The 15412-nt window shown below is 38.9% G+C and carries 13 protein-coding genes; 8 read left to right on the forward strand and 5 right to left on the reverse strand.

Going from position 1 to position 15412, the window contains the following annotated elements; genetic code table 11:
• Nucleotides 1–82 precede the first annotated feature (82 nt).
• The 4 genes from ACE1CC_RS12550 to hemJ all read left to right on the forward strand — a co-directional run bounded on the left by ACE1CC_RS12550 (nt 83) and on the right by hemJ (nt 4178).
• The gene (locus ACE1CC_RS12550; protein WP_413270772.1) at nt 83–937 is read left to right on the forward strand and encodes an alpha/beta fold hydrolase; all 855 of its coding nucleotides are present in this window, start codon (nt 83–85) and stop codon (nt 935–937) included.
• A 19-nt stretch (nt 938–956) separates the two neighbouring features.
• A complete protein-coding gene (hetL, locus tag ACE1CC_RS12555) occupies nt 957–1685 on the forward strand; it encodes a heterocyst differentiation pentapeptide repeat protein HetL (protein ID WP_413270773.1) in 729 nt (242 codons plus the stop codon).
• Between the two features lie 252 nt (nt 1686–1937).
• A complete protein-coding gene (hemN, locus tag ACE1CC_RS12560; protein ID WP_413270774.1) occupies nt 1938–3323 on the forward strand; it encodes an oxygen-independent coproporphyrinogen III oxidase in 1386 nt (461 codons plus the stop codon).
• A 282-nt stretch (nt 3324–3605) separates the two neighbouring features.
• On the forward strand, nt 3606–4178 hold the full coding sequence (hemJ, locus tag ACE1CC_RS12565) for a protoporphyrinogen oxidase HemJ (RefSeq protein ID WP_413270775.1): 573 nt from the start codon (nt 3606–3608) through the stop codon (nt 4176–4178).
• Between the two features lie 112 nt (nt 4179–4290).
• Here the strand turns inward: hemJ and ACE1CC_RS12570 are convergent, their stop codons facing one another.
• Genes ACE1CC_RS12570 through ACE1CC_RS12580 form a run of 3 tightly spaced genes read right to left on the reverse strand, consistent with a single transcriptional unit; the run spans nt 4291 to nt 7610 of the window.
• Nucleotides 4291–4998: a DevA family ABC transporter ATP-binding protein gene (locus ACE1CC_RS12570; protein ID WP_413270776.1), complete on the reverse strand. Its 708-nt coding sequence runs from the start codon at nt 4996–4998 to the stop codon at nt 4291–4293.
• Nucleotides 4999–5013: 15 nt separating this feature from the next.
• On the reverse strand, nt 5014–6189 hold the full coding sequence (gene devC / locus ACE1CC_RS12575; protein WP_413270777.1) for an ABC transporter permease DevC: 1176 nt from the start codon (nt 6187–6189) through the stop codon (nt 5014–5016).
• Nucleotides 6186–7610, reverse strand: a complete 1425-nt coding sequence (locus ACE1CC_RS12580) for an ABC exporter membrane fusion protein (protein WP_413270778.1) — start codon at nt 7608–7610, stop codon at nt 6186–6188. Before ACE1CC_RS12580 ends, devC begins: the two co-directional genes overlap by 4 nt.
• Nucleotides 7611–7770: 160 nt before the next feature.
• Between ACE1CC_RS12580 and ACE1CC_RS12585 the strand changes: the two genes are divergently transcribed.
• The 3 genes from ACE1CC_RS12585 (at nt 7771) to hpsJ-A (ending at nt 10092) form a co-directional block, all read left to right on the forward strand.
• Nucleotides 7771–8397, forward strand: coding sequence for a TetR/AcrR family transcriptional regulator (locus ACE1CC_RS12585; protein WP_459563837.1), 627 nt, complete (start codon nt 7771–7773; stop codon nt 8395–8397).
• Between the two features lie 117 nt (nt 8398–8514).
• Nucleotides 8515–9357, forward strand: a complete 843-nt coding sequence (crtA, locus tag ACE1CC_RS12590; protein WP_413270780.1) for a cyanoexosortase A — start codon at nt 8515–8517, stop codon at nt 9355–9357.
• 54 nt (nt 9358–9411) lie between these two features.
• On the forward strand, nt 9412–10092 hold the full coding sequence (gene hpsJ-A, locus ACE1CC_RS12595) for an HpsJ-like protein, cyanoexosortase A-associated (RefSeq protein WP_413270781.1): 681 nt from the start codon (nt 9412–9414) through the stop codon (nt 10090–10092).
• A gap of 578 nt (nt 10093–10670) precedes the next feature.
• Here the strand turns inward: hpsJ-A and psbA are convergent.
• Nucleotides 10671–11753 (reverse strand): photosystem II q(b) protein, encoded by a 1083-nt coding sequence (gene psbA, locus ACE1CC_RS12600; RefSeq protein WP_413270782.1) that lies wholly within the window; start codon nt 11751–11753, stop codon nt 10671–10673.
• Between the two features lie 213 nt (nt 11754–11966).
• Between psbA and ACE1CC_RS12605 the strand changes: the two genes are divergently transcribed.
• Nucleotides 11967–12641, forward strand: a complete 675-nt coding sequence (locus ACE1CC_RS12605; RefSeq protein ID WP_413270783.1) for a DUF1361 domain-containing protein — start codon at nt 11967–11969, stop codon at nt 12639–12641.
• Nucleotides 12642–12818: 177 nt separating this feature from the next.
• Here ACE1CC_RS12605 and ACE1CC_RS12610 read toward each other — a convergent pair whose 3' ends face one another.
• Nucleotides 12819–15314, reverse strand: a complete 2496-nt coding sequence (locus tag ACE1CC_RS12610; RefSeq protein WP_413270784.1) for a putative PEP-binding protein — start codon at nt 15312–15314, stop codon at nt 12819–12821.
• Nucleotides 15315–15412 lie beyond the last annotated feature (98 nt).

Raw genomic sequence — 15412 nt, forward strand, 5'->3', positions numbered from 1 at the left:
TGCGCTTCAGCGCTCTTATTAGCGCTGAAGCGCAACAACGTACTTAAGGTTAATTTGGGAAAATCTACAAAAGTGGGGAAAAATGGCTGTACGTCAAAGTTTATCAACTTCGGAGATTCAACTTTCTTATTTAGAATGGAATCAAGGAAAGGAACCTGTTTTATTATTGCATGGGTTGGCGGATCATGCTTTGGTTTGGTCAATTTTGGGTGATGATTTAGCTGATGAATTTCATGTTGTCGCGCCGGATATGCGGGGACATGGGGAGAGTAGTAAACCGGAAAAGGATTATAGTTTTGAGAGTGCGATCGCAGATTTAGAAGCATTAATGGATCATTTAGGATGGCAAAGTGCTCATATTTTAGGTCATTCTTGGACTGGGAAATTAGCGGCTATTTGGGCGAGAAAAAATCCCCAACGTTTTCGCAGTATGATTTTAGTCGATCCGATTTTTATTTGGAAATTTCCCAGCTTAGTTAAGTTAACTTTTCCAATTCTATATCAAGTTTTGCCTTTTTTAAAAGGTATGGGCCCATTTGCGACTTATGAAGCTGCTGTTGCACAGGCAAAATTATTAAATCAATATCAAGGTTGGACACCTTTACAACAGCAAATTTTTCAAGAAAGTCTTATGCAAAAAGCTGATGGAACTTGGCTTAGTAAATTTACAGTTGCGGCACGGGATGGTATTTTTGATGAAGTAATGTTGGAACCGGGGTTTGTTAGTGCGATCGATCTTCCCACCTTATTTATCCAGCCAGAAAAAGGTGTAAATCGCTTTGATTGGCAGTTACAACCTTATAAAACTTTTCTCAAAAATTTACAAATTTGTCAAGTTCCGGGAAATCATTGGGCATTTTTAGTGGAACCAGAAAAGTTTAATCAAACTGTTAGAACATTTTTAACAAAATTATGTCATGATACAAAACGCACATAAAGATAACAGCTGAAAAATTATGGATGTCGATGAACTGCTGAGACGATATGCAGCAGAGGAAAGAGATTTTGCTGAAGTAAATTTAGCCGGAGTTGATTTGCGGGAAGCTAACTTGGTGGATGCTAATCTTCACAGTGCTAACCTCAGCAATAGTGACTTGCGCGAAGCTAGATTAGGACACTCAAATCTAGTTCAAGCTAACCTCCGTCAAGCAAATTTAAGTGAAATAATTCTTTGGGGTGCAGATTTAAGAGAAGCTGATCTTTCTTTAGCACAATTGCGCGAAGCAGATTTAAGTGGTGCAATATTAATTAAAGCGAACTTAGAACAAGCAAATTTTGCCAAAGCTTGTTTGTGTGGTTGTAATTTGAGTAGTGCAAATTTAGCTAAAGCTATTTTGTTTGAAGCCGATTTTCGTCCTACTTCCCATCAAATAACGGATTTAAAAGGTGCAAATTTGAGTGATGCAGACTTTAGTTATGCTCACTTAAATGGAGTGCAATTAAGTCAAGCTAAATTGGATGGTGCTAAACTTTGTCGCGCTAATTTAGCAACTTGGAAAAAGGAGCAAGTTTATCACACAGATCTTAGCGAAGCCCTTTTGCAAGGTGCAGATTTGAGCTATGCTGATTTGACAGGAGCAAATTTACAAAAAGCTAATTTATTAGGCGCAGATTTAACCAGAACTATCTTAACTGATGCTAATTTAACAGGCGCAATTATGCCAGATGGTTCTGTTCATGATTGATGGTTGTTAGCAATCATAACTTTTAGATTTATCCGTACTAAAAATGTAGAGATGTTTCATGAAACGTCTCTACATCTGTGGCTATATATCATATTTTGGCGAATTTTTCCGATTTAAATTAAATATTAAAAATTATTAAGCAATTCATAACTAATTAGCGATTTAAAGTTAAATGTTTATTCGCAGGCTATTTTACCACCTGAGAACTGCACCAGTATTATTACTTATTGCTTAATTGTGGAGACAAGGTAAATGAAATTTTCCCTACGAGATGTAAGTTTTGACTTCGATTTAATCAAAAAATACGACAATCCTACACCGCGATATACTAGTTATCCACCTGCAACGGAGTTAAGCAAAGATTTTACCGAGTTGGATTATCGCCAAGCAATAGAAGCTTCTAATTCTCGTCATACGCCTTTATCGCTATATTTTCATTTACCTTTTTGCCAAAGTGCTTGTTATTTCTGCGGTTGCAATGTAGTTGTTTCTAATAACAAGAGAATTGCTGATAAATATTTAGAATATTTATTTAAAGAAATCGAACTTACCTCTAATTTGATTGACTCTAACCGAAAGGTTTTACAATTGCATTGGGGCGGTGGTACACCGAATTATTTATCTTTAGAACAAGTTGAATTACTTTGGGAAAAGATCAATCGTCATTTTGAGTTGGATACAAATGCAGAGGTGTCGATCGAAATTAATCCCAGATATGTAGATAGAAATTATATTTTCTTCTTAAAGTCGCTAGGATTTAACCGAATTAGTTTTGGGATTCAAGATTTTAATCCCCAAGTGCAAGAAGCAGTGAATCGGGTACAACCAGAAGAAATGCTGTTTGAAGCGATGGGATGGATTAAAGATGCGGGTTTTGAAAGTGTGAATGTTGACTTGATTTATGGTTTACCTTTCCAAAGTTTGTCTAGCTTTAAGGATACAATTAAAAAGACAGTGCAATTAGATCCTGACAGAATTGCAGTATTTAATTTTGCTTATGTTCCCTGGATGAAACCTGTACAGAAAAACATCCCGGAAGCTGCTTTACCAAAACCGCAGGAAAAGCTGGAAATTTGGCAAATGACGATTCAAGAAATTACCAATAATGGTTATGTGTTTATTGGGATGGATCACTTTGCTAAACCGAATGATGAATTAGCGATCGCACAACAACAAAAATCCTTAAAACGCAACTTCCAAGGTTATACAACTAAACCAGAAATCGATCTGTTTGGTTTTGGCGCGACTTCTATTAGTATGTTGGAAGATACTTTGGCGCAAAATCAGAAAACTTTGAAGGAATATTACCAAGCAATTGATGCTGGTTGTTTACCAGTAAATCACGGATTTAAACTTAGTCCTGTAGACATTTTGCGCCGCGATGTAATTATGCAAATTATGTCTAATTTCCAGTTGGAAAAATCCATGATTGAGGCGAAATATAATATCAACTTCGATAGCTATTTTGCGTCAGAATTAGCAGCGTTAAAACCTTTGGAAAAAGATGGGTTAGTGGAGGTATCTGCCGATCGGATTGAGATTACATCGATGGGAAGGTTGTTAGTGCGAAATATTGCGATCGTCTTTGACACTCATACTAAACCAAGAACCGAAAACCTACTTTCTAGAGCAATTTAATCGCAATTTGCTACAGAAGCTTGATCCCCCCTAACCCCCCTTAATAAGGGGGGAACAAGAGGGGGTTTTCAGTCTGGCGAAACAAGGGGGACAAGAGTTAGTTTTAAGTCCCCCTTATTAAGGGGGATAATGGGGGATCTCCGTGCGATCGAGCAATTTACGGGGAACAAGAATTTAGTTTAAGTCCCCCTTATTAAGGGGGATAATGGGGGATCTCAGTGCGATCGCAACACCACCCACAATGCTAAAATATTGGGTCGAGACTTTTGCAGGAAATGAGTCATGGCATATCTTTGGTTTAAAACATTTCACTTAATAGGAATTGTTGTTTGGTTTGCTGGGTTGTTTTATATAGTGCGTCTGTTTGTTTACCATGCTGAAGCAGAGGAAAAACCGGAACCTGCAAAAACAATTCTCAAGCAACAATATGAAATCATGGAGAAACGCCTCTTCAAGATTATTACCACACCGGGAATGGTAGTAACAGCATCAATGGCGATCGCAATTATCTTCACAGAACCCGAAGTTTTAAAAAGTCCTTGGCTACATTTTAAATTGCTTTTAGTCGCCGTTTTAATCGGTTATCATTTTTACTGCGGTCGGATTATGAAACAATTAGCCGCAGGAACATCTACTTGGAAAAGCGAACAATTTCGGATTTTAAATGAAGTTCCGACAGTTTTGTTATTGGCGATCATTTTATTAGCAGTTTTCAAACAAAGTTTGCCAGTAAATTCAGCTATTGCTAGTCTTGTGGCGTTAACTTTGGTGATTGTGGCAATTTATAAAATTTATGCCAAAATTCGCCAACAAAATGAAAGTAAGATGGATTTAGCAACTAAGTCTGAGGTTTGAGATCTTTTTTTAACCACAGATGAAAGCAGATGAAAACATAAATTCTTCTTCTCTCTTCTTTCTTCTTTCTTCGCGTCCTTTGCGTCCTTTGCGGTTCAAAAAAAAATCTCTGCTACCCAGCAGTAACTAACTGCAAATTAGCATTAGACAACTGTCCATCTTCCATGTGAACAATGCGATCGGCAATATCCAAAATCCGATTATCATGAGTCACCATTAAGATAGTACAACCCTGTTCCTTAGCCAACTTTTGCATCAAATTCACCACATCTCGACCCGACTTTTTATCTAAAGCAGCAGTCGGTTCATCAGCTAAAACAATTTTCGGATGACTGACTAAAGCCCGCGCAATTGCTACCCGTTGTTTTTGTCCCCCAGACAAATCCTCCGGGTAGTAATTGATCCGATTTCCCAAACCTACAACTTCTAACATTTCGGCGGATTTCGATCGCATTTCCCCCACCGAATATTCCCGATGCAATTCCAATCCCATTTGTACATTTTGTTGCGCCGTTAAACTCTTGTGTAAATTGTGTGCTTGGAAAATATAACCAATGCGACGACGCGCTTCCACTAACTCTTTTGCTGAAGCATTACACAACTCTTTATCTAACACTTTTAAACTACCATGACCGACAGAACGTAGCCCACCAATTAAAGTCAAAAGAGTAGTTTTTCCCGATCCAGAAGGGCCTGTTAAAATGATAACTTCTCCCGCTTGAATCTCTAAATTAATATCGAAAAGTACCTGTTTTTTCAGTTGACCTTGACCGAAGAAATGAGCGAGATTTTTAATATCAATAACTCGTGATTCTAACATTTTTTTAACCCCTAATTAGAACATATCAGCAGGATCGGCAGCTTGTAGTTTTTGAGTAGCAATTACGCCAGAAATACCGCACATTACCATCGTTAAAATTAGCACTTGTAAAGCTCTAGCAATGGTCATATACATGGGTAAATTTGTAGCAACTCGCGTTAAGTGATACAATCCTATGGAAACAGTTACTCCCGGAAAAAATCCCAGAACTGCTAATATTACTGCTTCTTCAAATACCACACCTAAAAAATAAGCATGACTATATCCCATTGCTTTGAAAGTGGCGTATTCTCCGATATGATCGTTCACATCAGTTGACAAGACTTGGTAGACAATAATTACACCTACCAAAAATCCCATTGTTACGCCTAAACTAAACACAAAACCGATCGCAGTATTTGTAGACCAATAATTCTTTTCAAATTCGACAAACTCTTGCTTCGTTAATACTTCGACATCATTCGGCAAATAAGCTTTTAAAGATGTAGCAACTTGCTGAGGATTATAACCTGGTTGTAAGTGAATTAAGCCAATACTAACGCTAGAAGCTGACTTTCTGGGAAACAACATCAAAAAGTTTTGATCGCTGGTCATTAAACTGCCATCAGCAGCAAAAGAAGCGCCAACTTTATATAATCCATTGATGTGAATTGTGCGTCTTTCTAACTCAGTATTAACGGTTTGACCTTGGGAAACTTTGGCAATTGTTTCTTGATATGTTCCTCTCGACGCTTCATCGAATAACATCGTATCTGGCATTTTAATCTTATTTAAATTCTGCTGCAATTCTGGCAAATCGAAAGCAGGTGTATTGGGATTAAAGCCTAAGACTAAAATGTTAGTTTCCTTTTGCGTTTCAGGGTTTTTCCAATTGGCGATATTTACATATAATGGATCGGCTGATTTGACTCCCTCTACACTCATTGCTTGATACAATCGTCTGCGGGGAAAAGTAGAAATATTAATCATGTTCCGACCTTGGGGATTGATTAATACTAAATCCGCATTTATGTTTTGATGCAATCTGGTGTTACTTTCATACAAAGCTGATTGAAAACCTAATTGCATCATCATTAAAACATCAGCAAAAGCTACTCCTGAAATTGCGACTAATAAACGGCTTTTTTGTTTCGTTAATTGTAACCAACCTAAAGGTGTGCGGCGGCGTATTTGTTGGATAAAACCGATCATAATTCAATCTCCACATTCACTTGTAAATTAGTTAATCCAGAAACTTTTTGACTTGCTGCGTCATCTAGGCGAATTCTTACTTCTACAACTCGGTTATCGATATTTGCTGAAGGGTCGGTGTTAATTACATTTTGCTTTTTGACTTGTAAGCCAATTTGCTCAACTGTTCCGGGCAATTCTTCGGTTAAAGAGTCGCTTTTCACTCGTGCTTTTTGCCCAAGTTTGACTTTGTTAATGTCGCTTTCGTAAACTTCGGCAACTGCATACATTTTCTGGGTTTCTCCCAGTTCTACTATGCCTTCATTACTAACTAATTCTCCAGCTTTTGTATGAACTTTCAATATTTGAGCATCACGGGGCGATCGCACATAAGCAGTTTCTAAATTTGCCTTCGCCCTTTTCACTGCTGCTTCGGCTTGACTAACTTCGGCTTTAGCAATTTGCACATCGACTGGGCGAACTTCGGCTATTCTTTCTAAAGTCGCTTTCGCCTCGTTTTCTTGTTCTTGTTTCCCCGCAGAAATTCGCCTTAAATTAGCTTCGGCTTCATTTAATTGTTCGGCTTTTGCGGAAGTAATTTTGGTTAAGTTAGCTTCCGCTTCTTTTAATTGCTCAAACTTCGTCGCCTCAACCTTCTTTAAATTAGCTTGCGCTTCTTTCACTCTTTCTTGTGCAGCCGCTAAGGTTAAATTTTTACTATCTTTAGCCGAGGCAGAAATTGCCCCATCTTTATATAACAATTCATAGCGTTTATACTCCGTTTGAGCATTGCGAAGTTCCGCTTCTAACCGCGCAATTGTCGCTTTTTGCGCCGCCATTTCGCTCTCACGTTCCGCATTAATTCGGGCAATTGTTGCTCTTTGCGCTGCAATTTCGCTCTCACGTTCCGCATTAATTCGGGCAATTGTCGCCTTTTGTGCAGCTATTTCATTCTCTCTTTCGGCGGAAATTCGGGCAATTGTGGCTTTTTGGGCTTCAACTTCGCCTTTTTTCGCTCCCGCTAGCACTTTCTCTAAATTAGCTTGTGCTACTTTTACTTGCTCTTGCGCTTGCAGTAAAGATGCAGCTAGGCGATCGCGACTATCCAAAATCGCAATCTCCTGTCCCGCCTTTACCCTATCCCCCTGTTTCACCAACAGTTGCTCAACCCGACTACCTTCCGCAGACGCAGGCGCAGAAATTGTCAAAACTTCCCCTTGCGGTTCCAAACGTCCTAAAGCCGTCACTACCTTGATTTGGGGAACTACCACCACTGGCGCTTGGGAAGTTTCTGACTCGGAAGACTGAAACCGCCAAATTGTGTAAGCACTAGTCCCACTAACTAACAATGTGGCTGCGGTAGCCATTACCAAAGCATTTTTAGGAAGTAATTTTTCTAGCCAGCCTAACCCAGACTTGGATTTACCCGAATCTACGAGCATTTGGCACCTCTTACATGATTAGCTTAAGAACTAAACCGTTTAGTTTTGTTACTGCTATACTAAACGGTTTAGTATAATGTAGTCAAGTACCCCGGAAAAAATTCCGATAATAAACAAGGTGGGATGATTAAGAATGCTAGTAACTACCAGTGGGGAAAGGATGAGTAAAAGAGTCAGTAAAGCCGCACCAATAGAAGAAGTCAAAGATAAGAGAGAGCAAATACTTCAAGGCGCGATGCAAGAGTTTTTAGCGCAAGGCTTCACCGCTACCAGCATGGATCGAGTAGCGAAGACAGCGGGAGTATCCAAAGCGACAGTTTACAGCCACTTTCAGGACAAAGAAGAGTTATTTGTTACTTTGGTGGAGAGATTAGCGAAAAAAAAGTTTCAGCTAATTATGGGAAGCTTATCGTTATGTGAGGAGCCAAAAATACTTTTACGGCAGTTAGCCACAGCATTAATCTATCAAATGTCTAGCGATCCAGAGTATATGGTTTTTGTGCGGTTAGTGATTGGAGAATCAGCGAGATTTCCCAATTTAGCGAGAACTTTTGTGAATAATATTGCCAAACCTGGATTAGAAACATTAAGCCAATATTTAGCCGATCATCCAGAGTTAAATATTCCCGATCCAGAAGCCACAGCCCGAATATTTTTAGGAGCATTAATTCATTTTACGCTGTCCCAAGAAGTGCTGCACGGAAATGAGATTATCCCAATGGAGAGCGATCGCATAATCGACAGCTTAACCCACCTAATGTCTTGTTGCTCCGCTTGTAAAGACTGAAGAAAGTTTTCGGAGATTTTTCTAATCAAGAAAAAACTTGACTAATTAGAGTTCAATTATTACAATTGTGTTTCTGGCTACTTTTACAACCATGAATTATCTGAAGAATCGCCAAAAATGAGATCATACTTTGGTAAATTAAGCAACTTCCAAATTGGCAAAATATTGTTGTTAATTTTTGGAAGTTTCTTAGTTGCTTTAACTTTAAATTCAGCTTGGCAAGCGGGATTAATAAATTTAGTTGTCACCACGATTTTGTTTACAAGTGCGATTTATTTACGCATTCAAAAAAGATGGAAGGATTTAAGGTTAAAGAGCGATCGCCTTTCTCAGACTTTAGCTTTCATAATTATCATTTGGATTTTCCTTCAATGTATCTTGCCAACTCCTGAATATGTAATTAGATTACTGCCCTTAATTACAGCTTTTGCTTTAGCTATTTTGGCATCAGGGATTAAAGGAATCAAGCAATATTGGGTAGAATTAATGCTATTACTAGGGTTAGCAATTCCCTTGGAAGCATTAATTAAACCAATTAATCAAACTTTTGGTATTACAACTTTACTCGCGCAATTTTCTACCTTTATTCTTTGGTATTTGGGATTTGCTGTTACCCGACAAGGAGAATTTATAATTTTACCGATCAAATCAATTTGGGTAGGGCCAAATTGTTCGGGAATTTTAACTATTTTGTGGATGTTACAATTAGGATTGTTGTTTTTAGTCATGTTTCCCACCAAGTTAATACATAAAATATTGGTTCCGGTGGGAGCGATCGCGATCGTCATTTTTGTTAACGGAATTCGTATTGCCATCATGAGTTATATGGCGGCTCATAATTATGCAGTATTTGAATTCCTGCACTCCGATAAAGCCCAAATTTTTTCTACAATTCCCCTGTTGCTATTTGCGGCTTTCTGTAAATCCTTAATCCAAAAAGAACCAGAACAGTCAAAATAGAGTAACAGCATTTTTTTAATTAAAAAACAACTGAAATTAGCTTAAAATAAACCAATGCAAGACTTGTCACCTTATCAATGGCGTTCTATTGCACTGCTTCGGATAGTTGGCTATGGAATATTAGCCTTAGCAGCAATTGATTACATTATTATTTTCATTCCCCCAAATTTCACCAACCCAGCTTGGGAATTTCAAATGTTAAGCCAATTAGTTGAAAAATCACCAGTTCCTTTAATTGGGTTAGCATTGGTATTTTACGCCAAAGATGAATTTCGCAAAGACTTTGAGGAACATATTTTAAGAGTTTTATCTTCAACTACTCTAGTAGTGGGTATAGCTTATTTTTTACTTGTTCCTTTAGGCTTCAACAATACATTGCGGTTGAATACTAATAATAATGCCCAGATCAATAATCTACTTTCCCAACAGTTAAGCCAACTACAACAAATTAACGATCGGCTAAATCAAGCCACTTCCCAACAAGATATTAACAATCTTTTCACCAGCTTAAATCGTCAAGGGAAAACTCCAGACATCAAAAATCCCGAAGAACTGCGAAATCGCCTTCAAACCGAAATCGCCACAGCACAAACCAACGCCAAAACCCAGTCAGAAATTAATCGTCGTAATCTGAGAATTGAACTAATTAAGAACTCAGTGAAATGGAATTTAGGAGCGATAATTTGCGGAGTCTTATTTATTTACATTTGGAAAATTACTGATTGGGCGCGTTAGTGATTACCCATAATGTAGAGACGTTATATATAACTTCTCTACAGAGTTTGGCAATAAAGATATTATGGTTGAGCAGCCGGACATGAGATCGCTCATTTCTAAGTAACTAGGGCTTGCTGAATAAAAGTAAAAAGTAAGAAAGGCAATGGTGAAAGCGCCTTTTTTGCGTAAACAAGTGCAAGTTTTCCAGACCTTTTGGCGCAAAATCCGGCTCTCCTGAATTTTTGGGAGAAAAAGTAGCGGCTGATACATTTCTGCCAGACAATGAGAATAAAAACCTTGATACGAGAATTGAACTAATTAACAGTTTGAGCGGCAACAGTAAAAAATTGGTTTTTCATTGATTAGGGTATTAAATTACACTATTAAGTGTGAAATGGTGTCTAAGTTTTGACGATCTAATTATTGTATGGTAGGTATTGCCTAAACAACAGTAACTCAGTCCGGCTACCTGTATTTTTGGAAATCAGTAATAAATAATACAAGTAAATAAAAAAAGCCCTGACTTTAGCTGTTAGCTGCAACCGCCAAGAATCAGGGTAACAAATTAAAGAGAAGCTGCTGACAAAAAGAGGACTTTATCCGTTAATTGCAGGCGCAGTTAAAGCTACAGGTTGCAGATCAACAGAAGCCAAATCTAGAGGGAATTGGTGAGCATTGCGTTCGTGGATTACTTCAATTCCCAAATTAGCTCGGTTAAGAATATCAGCCCAGGTATTAATTGCTCGACCTTCAGCATCAAGTACTGATTGGTTGAAGTTAAAACCATTGAGGTTAAACGCCATTGTCGAAATACCCAAAGACGCGAACCAAATACCTACAACAGGCCAAGCTGCGAGGACAAAGTGGAGCCATCGGCCATTATTAAAACTTACATATTGGAAGAGTACGCGACCCAAGTAACCATGAGCAGCTACGATATTGTAAGTTTCTTTCTCTTGACCGAATTTGTAACCGTAATTAGTAGATTCGTTCTCACTTGTTTCCCGAATCAAACTAGAAGTTACTAAAGAACCGTGCATTGCGGAAAATAGCGCTCCACCGAACACACCAATTACACCTAATTGATGGAATGGGTGCATCAAAATATTATGTTCTGCGGAGAAAACAATCATGAAGTTGAAAGTACCAGAAACTCCCAACATCAAACCATCAGAAAAACTGCCTTGTCCGATCGGATAAACCAACAACACCGCAGTTGCCGCTGCTACAGGTGCAGAGAAGGCTACGGCAATCCAAGGACGCATCCCTAAACGATAGCTTAATTCCCATTCCCGACCCATGTAAGCAAAAATCGCGATTAAAAAGTGCAGGACAATTAATTCGTATGGGCCACCATTGTAGAGCCATTCATCCAAAGAAGCGGCTTCCCACATTGGGTAAAGGTGCAAGCCTACAGCCGCCGAAGTTGGGACGATCGTTGCTGTCATAATGTTATTACCGTACAGCAAGGAACCAGACACAGGTTCCCGGATGCCATCCAGATCCACTGGAGGTGCGGCAATAAAGGCAAGAATGAAGGCGATCGCAGCCGTTAGCATCGTCGGAATCAACAACACCCCAAACCAACCAATATACAGCCGATTTTCGGTGCTGGTAATCCAATTGCAAAACCGAGTCCACAGGCGATCGCCTGTAGGTCTGACTACAGAAGTTGACATGAAATTGATATCTCCTGAAAGATGAATGCTTTATTTGTTGATGAATGTTCACAGCGTTTGCCGTGCTGTATGTATTTATAACTGTATGGTTATATGATTGTCAATATAGTTAGAGTATAAAATTTACTTATAAGAACCGTTCAGATGCCCGACTTCTGCAAGAAGTCAGGGATCTAGAATAATTGATGGTAACTTTTGGGAACAAGTTAAACTATGATCTCCGCACTTACTAATCAAATTCATTCTGCTTGGCAACTTTTCTTAGAAAACTTCGATTGGATGGCGTGGAATTTATTTTTAGCCTTGATACCGTTAGCTTTAAGTATAATTCTGTTTAATCTACTTCGAGTTTCAGCTTTTAAATTTAATTTAATAACCCTTTTATGGTTCATAGGATTTCTAGTTTTTATGGTTTTTTTACCTAATGCTCCCTACGTTTTAACCGATTTAATTCATTTGGTAGAAAACATCAAAGAAAATGATTCTTTATTAATGATTCTTTTAGTGCTGTTTCCCCAATATTTTCTATTTACACTGATTGGGTTTAGCGCTTATGTGTTGTCTGTAATTAACTTAGCCAAATTCTTAAAAAGCAAAGGTTGGCAACAAAAGCAGATTGTTATGGCTGAATTGGTAATTCATGCCCTTTCTGCTATAGGTGTTTATTTAGGAAGATTTCTCCGATTTAACAGTTGGCACATAATTACTGAATTGCCTGATTTAATTAATAGTCTCATATATGATTTGATTGGTAAACGACCCATAATAATCATGACTGTTATGTTTATAGTTTTGACGATTTTGTATTGGATCATGAAACAAATAACTTTAGGAGTGATTCTGCGAATTAAGCAAATTAATCATCAAAACCCTCTTTCTAGTGTGTAACTATAATTAAATATGGTGCGTTACGTTGCACTAACGCACCCTACGAATTAAGCAAATTAGAAACCCTCTTTCTAGTGTGTAACTATAATTAAATATGGTGCGTTACGTTGCACTAACGCACCCTACGAATTGATGGGGAAAACTCAAAACTCTGTACGGGCAATTCATGAATTGCCCCTACAACTCAAAACTTTTTTCTCCCAACTGTTGTCTAGCAGCTTCTAAAATTAAGCGTTGTTCAGCACGGACGATCGCATTATGAGCAAATTCCACAGCATCCAAACTGACAGAAATAGAAGTAATTCCCCATTGGACTAAACGATCAATTAACTCTGGATATTGTGCAGGTGCTTGACCACAAATAGAACAAGGAATACCAGCTTTTTTAGCCTGATGAATTAATTGGCGAATTGCTTGCATAACAGCGGGATGACGTTCATCAAAAGCAGTTGCCATTTCTGCCTTATCGCGATCGACACCCAGTAAAAGTTGCGTCAAATCATTAGTACCAATAGAAATTCCCATACAACCTGCTTTCACAAAATCAGGGAGTAAAAACAGCACCGAAGGAACTTCTGCCATCATCCAAAGTTGAAATTGAGAAACAGCGAAAAGACCAAGTTCGGCAATGCGACGACGACAGAAAGCAAACTCCTCCACAGTGCGAACAAAAGGCAGAATTAGATTAACATTGGTGTAACCTGACTGAAGAACCCTCTGAAGTACTTCTAATTCCAAATCAAAAAAAGTTGGTTCTTGCAGATAAGCAAAAGTACCTCGGATTCCTAACATAGGATTAAGTTCTTTAGTTGATTGAGGAAAAGCATTTTGAAACTCATGCGATCGCCAATCCAAAGAACGATAAAAAACCGGACGAGGTGCAAAAGCACTAGCAAATTGACCAACAGTGTCACTCAACCTTTCTAATAGTTGTTCTCGATGTCCAGAATTTAACCATCGATTAGGATGCTGTCCTTCCAAAACTTCCAATAACATCAACTCTGAACGTAATAAACCAACACCATCAACAGGTAAACTAGCAGCACGTTCAATAGTGCTTGGTTGACTGAGATTTACCATCAATTGAGTTGCCATTAGCGATGGTAAATTTAATGTTTGGAATCTTTCCCGATCCCCTAAATCCACAGTAGACGGTCTACTCCTATACTTCTGTTTCTTTAACTTTAAACCCTGTTCGCTGCCTAAATGTATCTCGCCGCGATCGCCATCCACCAGCAGAAAATCACCAGATTGGATCAACTTCGTCACATTAGACACACCAACAACAGCAGGGATTCCCAATTCTCTAGCAATAATTGCCGCATGACAAGTCATCCCCCCTTGTTCAGCCACAACTCCCGCCGCCTTTCGCAGCAAAGGAAGCCAATCTGGATGTAGATGTTTCAAAATTAAAATTTCCCCAGATGGAAAAGTATCCCAATTTTGAGTAGGGAAATCAGTCACAATTTGGGCTTTAGCGATCGCCTTACCCCCGGCCGCCCCTAAACCTTTAAAAACTTGAGATTTTGTGTCCTGATTAGCAGCTAAGAGCGGATTGGTTTTTTCTCCCTCTGCCTGACTCCCCTGAGAAACAGGAAAACCACTTTCCTGTTTAAACAGAGCCTCATTTCGCTGCTCACAACTTTGGATTTGCGTAATATAAAACTTAGGCTGCGAAACTTCAGACTCGTTTGCTAGAAGTATCCAACCTACAGATAAAGTCGCACCTAATTCAGCAGTCAATCGATGTCCCAACTGCACCAAATTTGGTAAATAACTGGCTGGCAAAACATACTGTTTTTGTGCTTCCTCACTGGGTAAATAAACTTGTAGAGGTGGATTAACAGCTTGATTCCATCCTTCCTCAACTAAGGAGGCCGAACCTTCGAGCAACCGATAAGCTAGAGTTTTTACCCCAAGTTTTTGGTTCAGGATAGCACTATTGTCTGGTTGTACCTGATAAAAATCAGGTAACACCTCACCCTTCACCAAAGACATTTCCAGCCCCCAAGTTGCCTGAATTTCATAAGTAGAAGGTTGTCTACTGGCGGCAGCTTGGGAAATAAAATCCCCCGTTTGTAGCCAACCACTAGCCAAACAGTTTTGCAGTGGTTGAACTAAGATTGCCAAATTAATTTTTTGCAGCTGGATACCAAGACGCTGCCAATATAGTAAACTTCTAGCGCGGAATAACTCTGCCCAAGTTCGTTTTAAAGCAAGATCGATCGCTTCTTTTGATAACCCACAAACATGACTTTCCCACAACCCAGAAAAACTCACTGATGAATAATCGCCTGCCTGTGATGGCAAAGCCAAAGAAGGGCGAAAGATCAGCGCATTTCCTGGTAAATAACCACAAATCTCCAGCAATTTATCTAACCATGCTTCTGGCAATGCCGTAGCCACAATTTCCCGGCGAATATGTTGAGCCACTAATTGCAATTGTCGCGGGTTATCTACATCCAGATGGAGAGCCGAATTCGCCAAATCAGCAAAGAATGGGTCTAACCACTCAATAGAAGCCAAAAACTGACGTAAAACCGGAGCCTTAACCACAACACCAGGAATTACCGGATAACCCCTGTGAGTTAGATGGCTCAAGTAAAACGCCTTTTCACCTACAGCGAGGCGATCGTCAAATCGTATCTGGTCAAGCCAGAGAAAATCATCCACAGATAGATAGAAAAATTAGCATAATATTTTATTTTCCCTTTTTCATTGTGCCGTGATGTCTCCTGGTTTTCTGCTAATTGAGCGGAAACAAAGAGTAA

This window comes from Floridaenema aerugineum BLCC-F46 (assembly GCF_041929345.1).
Classification (GTDB): Bacteria; Cyanobacteriota; Cyanobacteriia; order Cyanobacteriales; family Aerosakkonemataceae; genus Floridanema; species Floridanema aerugineum.

What these genes read in the sequence shown, in the direction of transcription:
- hetL (WP_413270773.1), top strand. Translation starts at nt 957, where the DNA reads ATGGATGTCGATGAACTGCTGAGACGATATGCAGCAGAGGAAAGAGAT.
- ACE1CC_RS12605 (WP_413270783.1), top strand. Translation starts at nt 11,967, where the DNA reads ATGATCTCCGCACTTACTAATCAAATTCATTCTGCTTGGCAACTTTTC.
- ACE1CC_RS12580 (WP_413270778.1), bottom strand. Translation starts at nt 7,610, where the DNA reads ATGCTCGTAGATTCGGGTAAATCCAAGTCTGGGTTAGGCTGGCTAGAA.
- ACE1CC_RS12570 (WP_413270776.1), bottom strand. Translation starts at nt 4,998, where the DNA reads ATGTTAGAATCACGAGTTATTGATATTAAAAATCTCGCTCATTTCTTC.
- psbA (WP_413270782.1), bottom strand. Translation starts at nt 11,753, where the DNA reads ATGTCAACTTCTGTAGTCAGACCTACAGGCGATCGCCTGTGGACTCGG.
- devC (WP_413270777.1), bottom strand. Translation starts at nt 6,189, where the DNA reads ATGATCGGTTTTATCCAACAAATACGCCGCCGCACACCTTTAGGTTGG.
- hpsJ-A (WP_413270781.1), top strand. Translation starts at nt 9,412, where the DNA reads ATGCAAGACTTGTCACCTTATCAATGGCGTTCTATTGCACTGCTTCGG.
- crtA (WP_413270780.1), top strand. Translation starts at nt 8,515, where the DNA reads ATGAGATCATACTTTGGTAAATTAAGCAACTTCCAAATTGGCAAAATA.
- ACE1CC_RS12550 (WP_413270772.1), top strand. Translation starts at nt 83, where the DNA reads ATGGCTGTACGTCAAAGTTTATCAACTTCGGAGATTCAACTTTCTTAT.
- hemJ (WP_413270775.1), top strand. Translation starts at nt 3,606, where the DNA reads ATGGCATATCTTTGGTTTAAAACATTTCACTTAATAGGAATTGTTGTT.
- ACE1CC_RS12585 (WP_459563837.1), top strand. Translation starts at nt 7,771, where the DNA reads ATGAGTAAAAGAGTCAGTAAAGCCGCACCAATAGAAGAAGTCAAAGAT.
- hemN (WP_413270774.1), top strand. Translation starts at nt 1,938, where the DNA reads ATGAAATTTTCCCTACGAGATGTAAGTTTTGACTTCGATTTAATCAAA.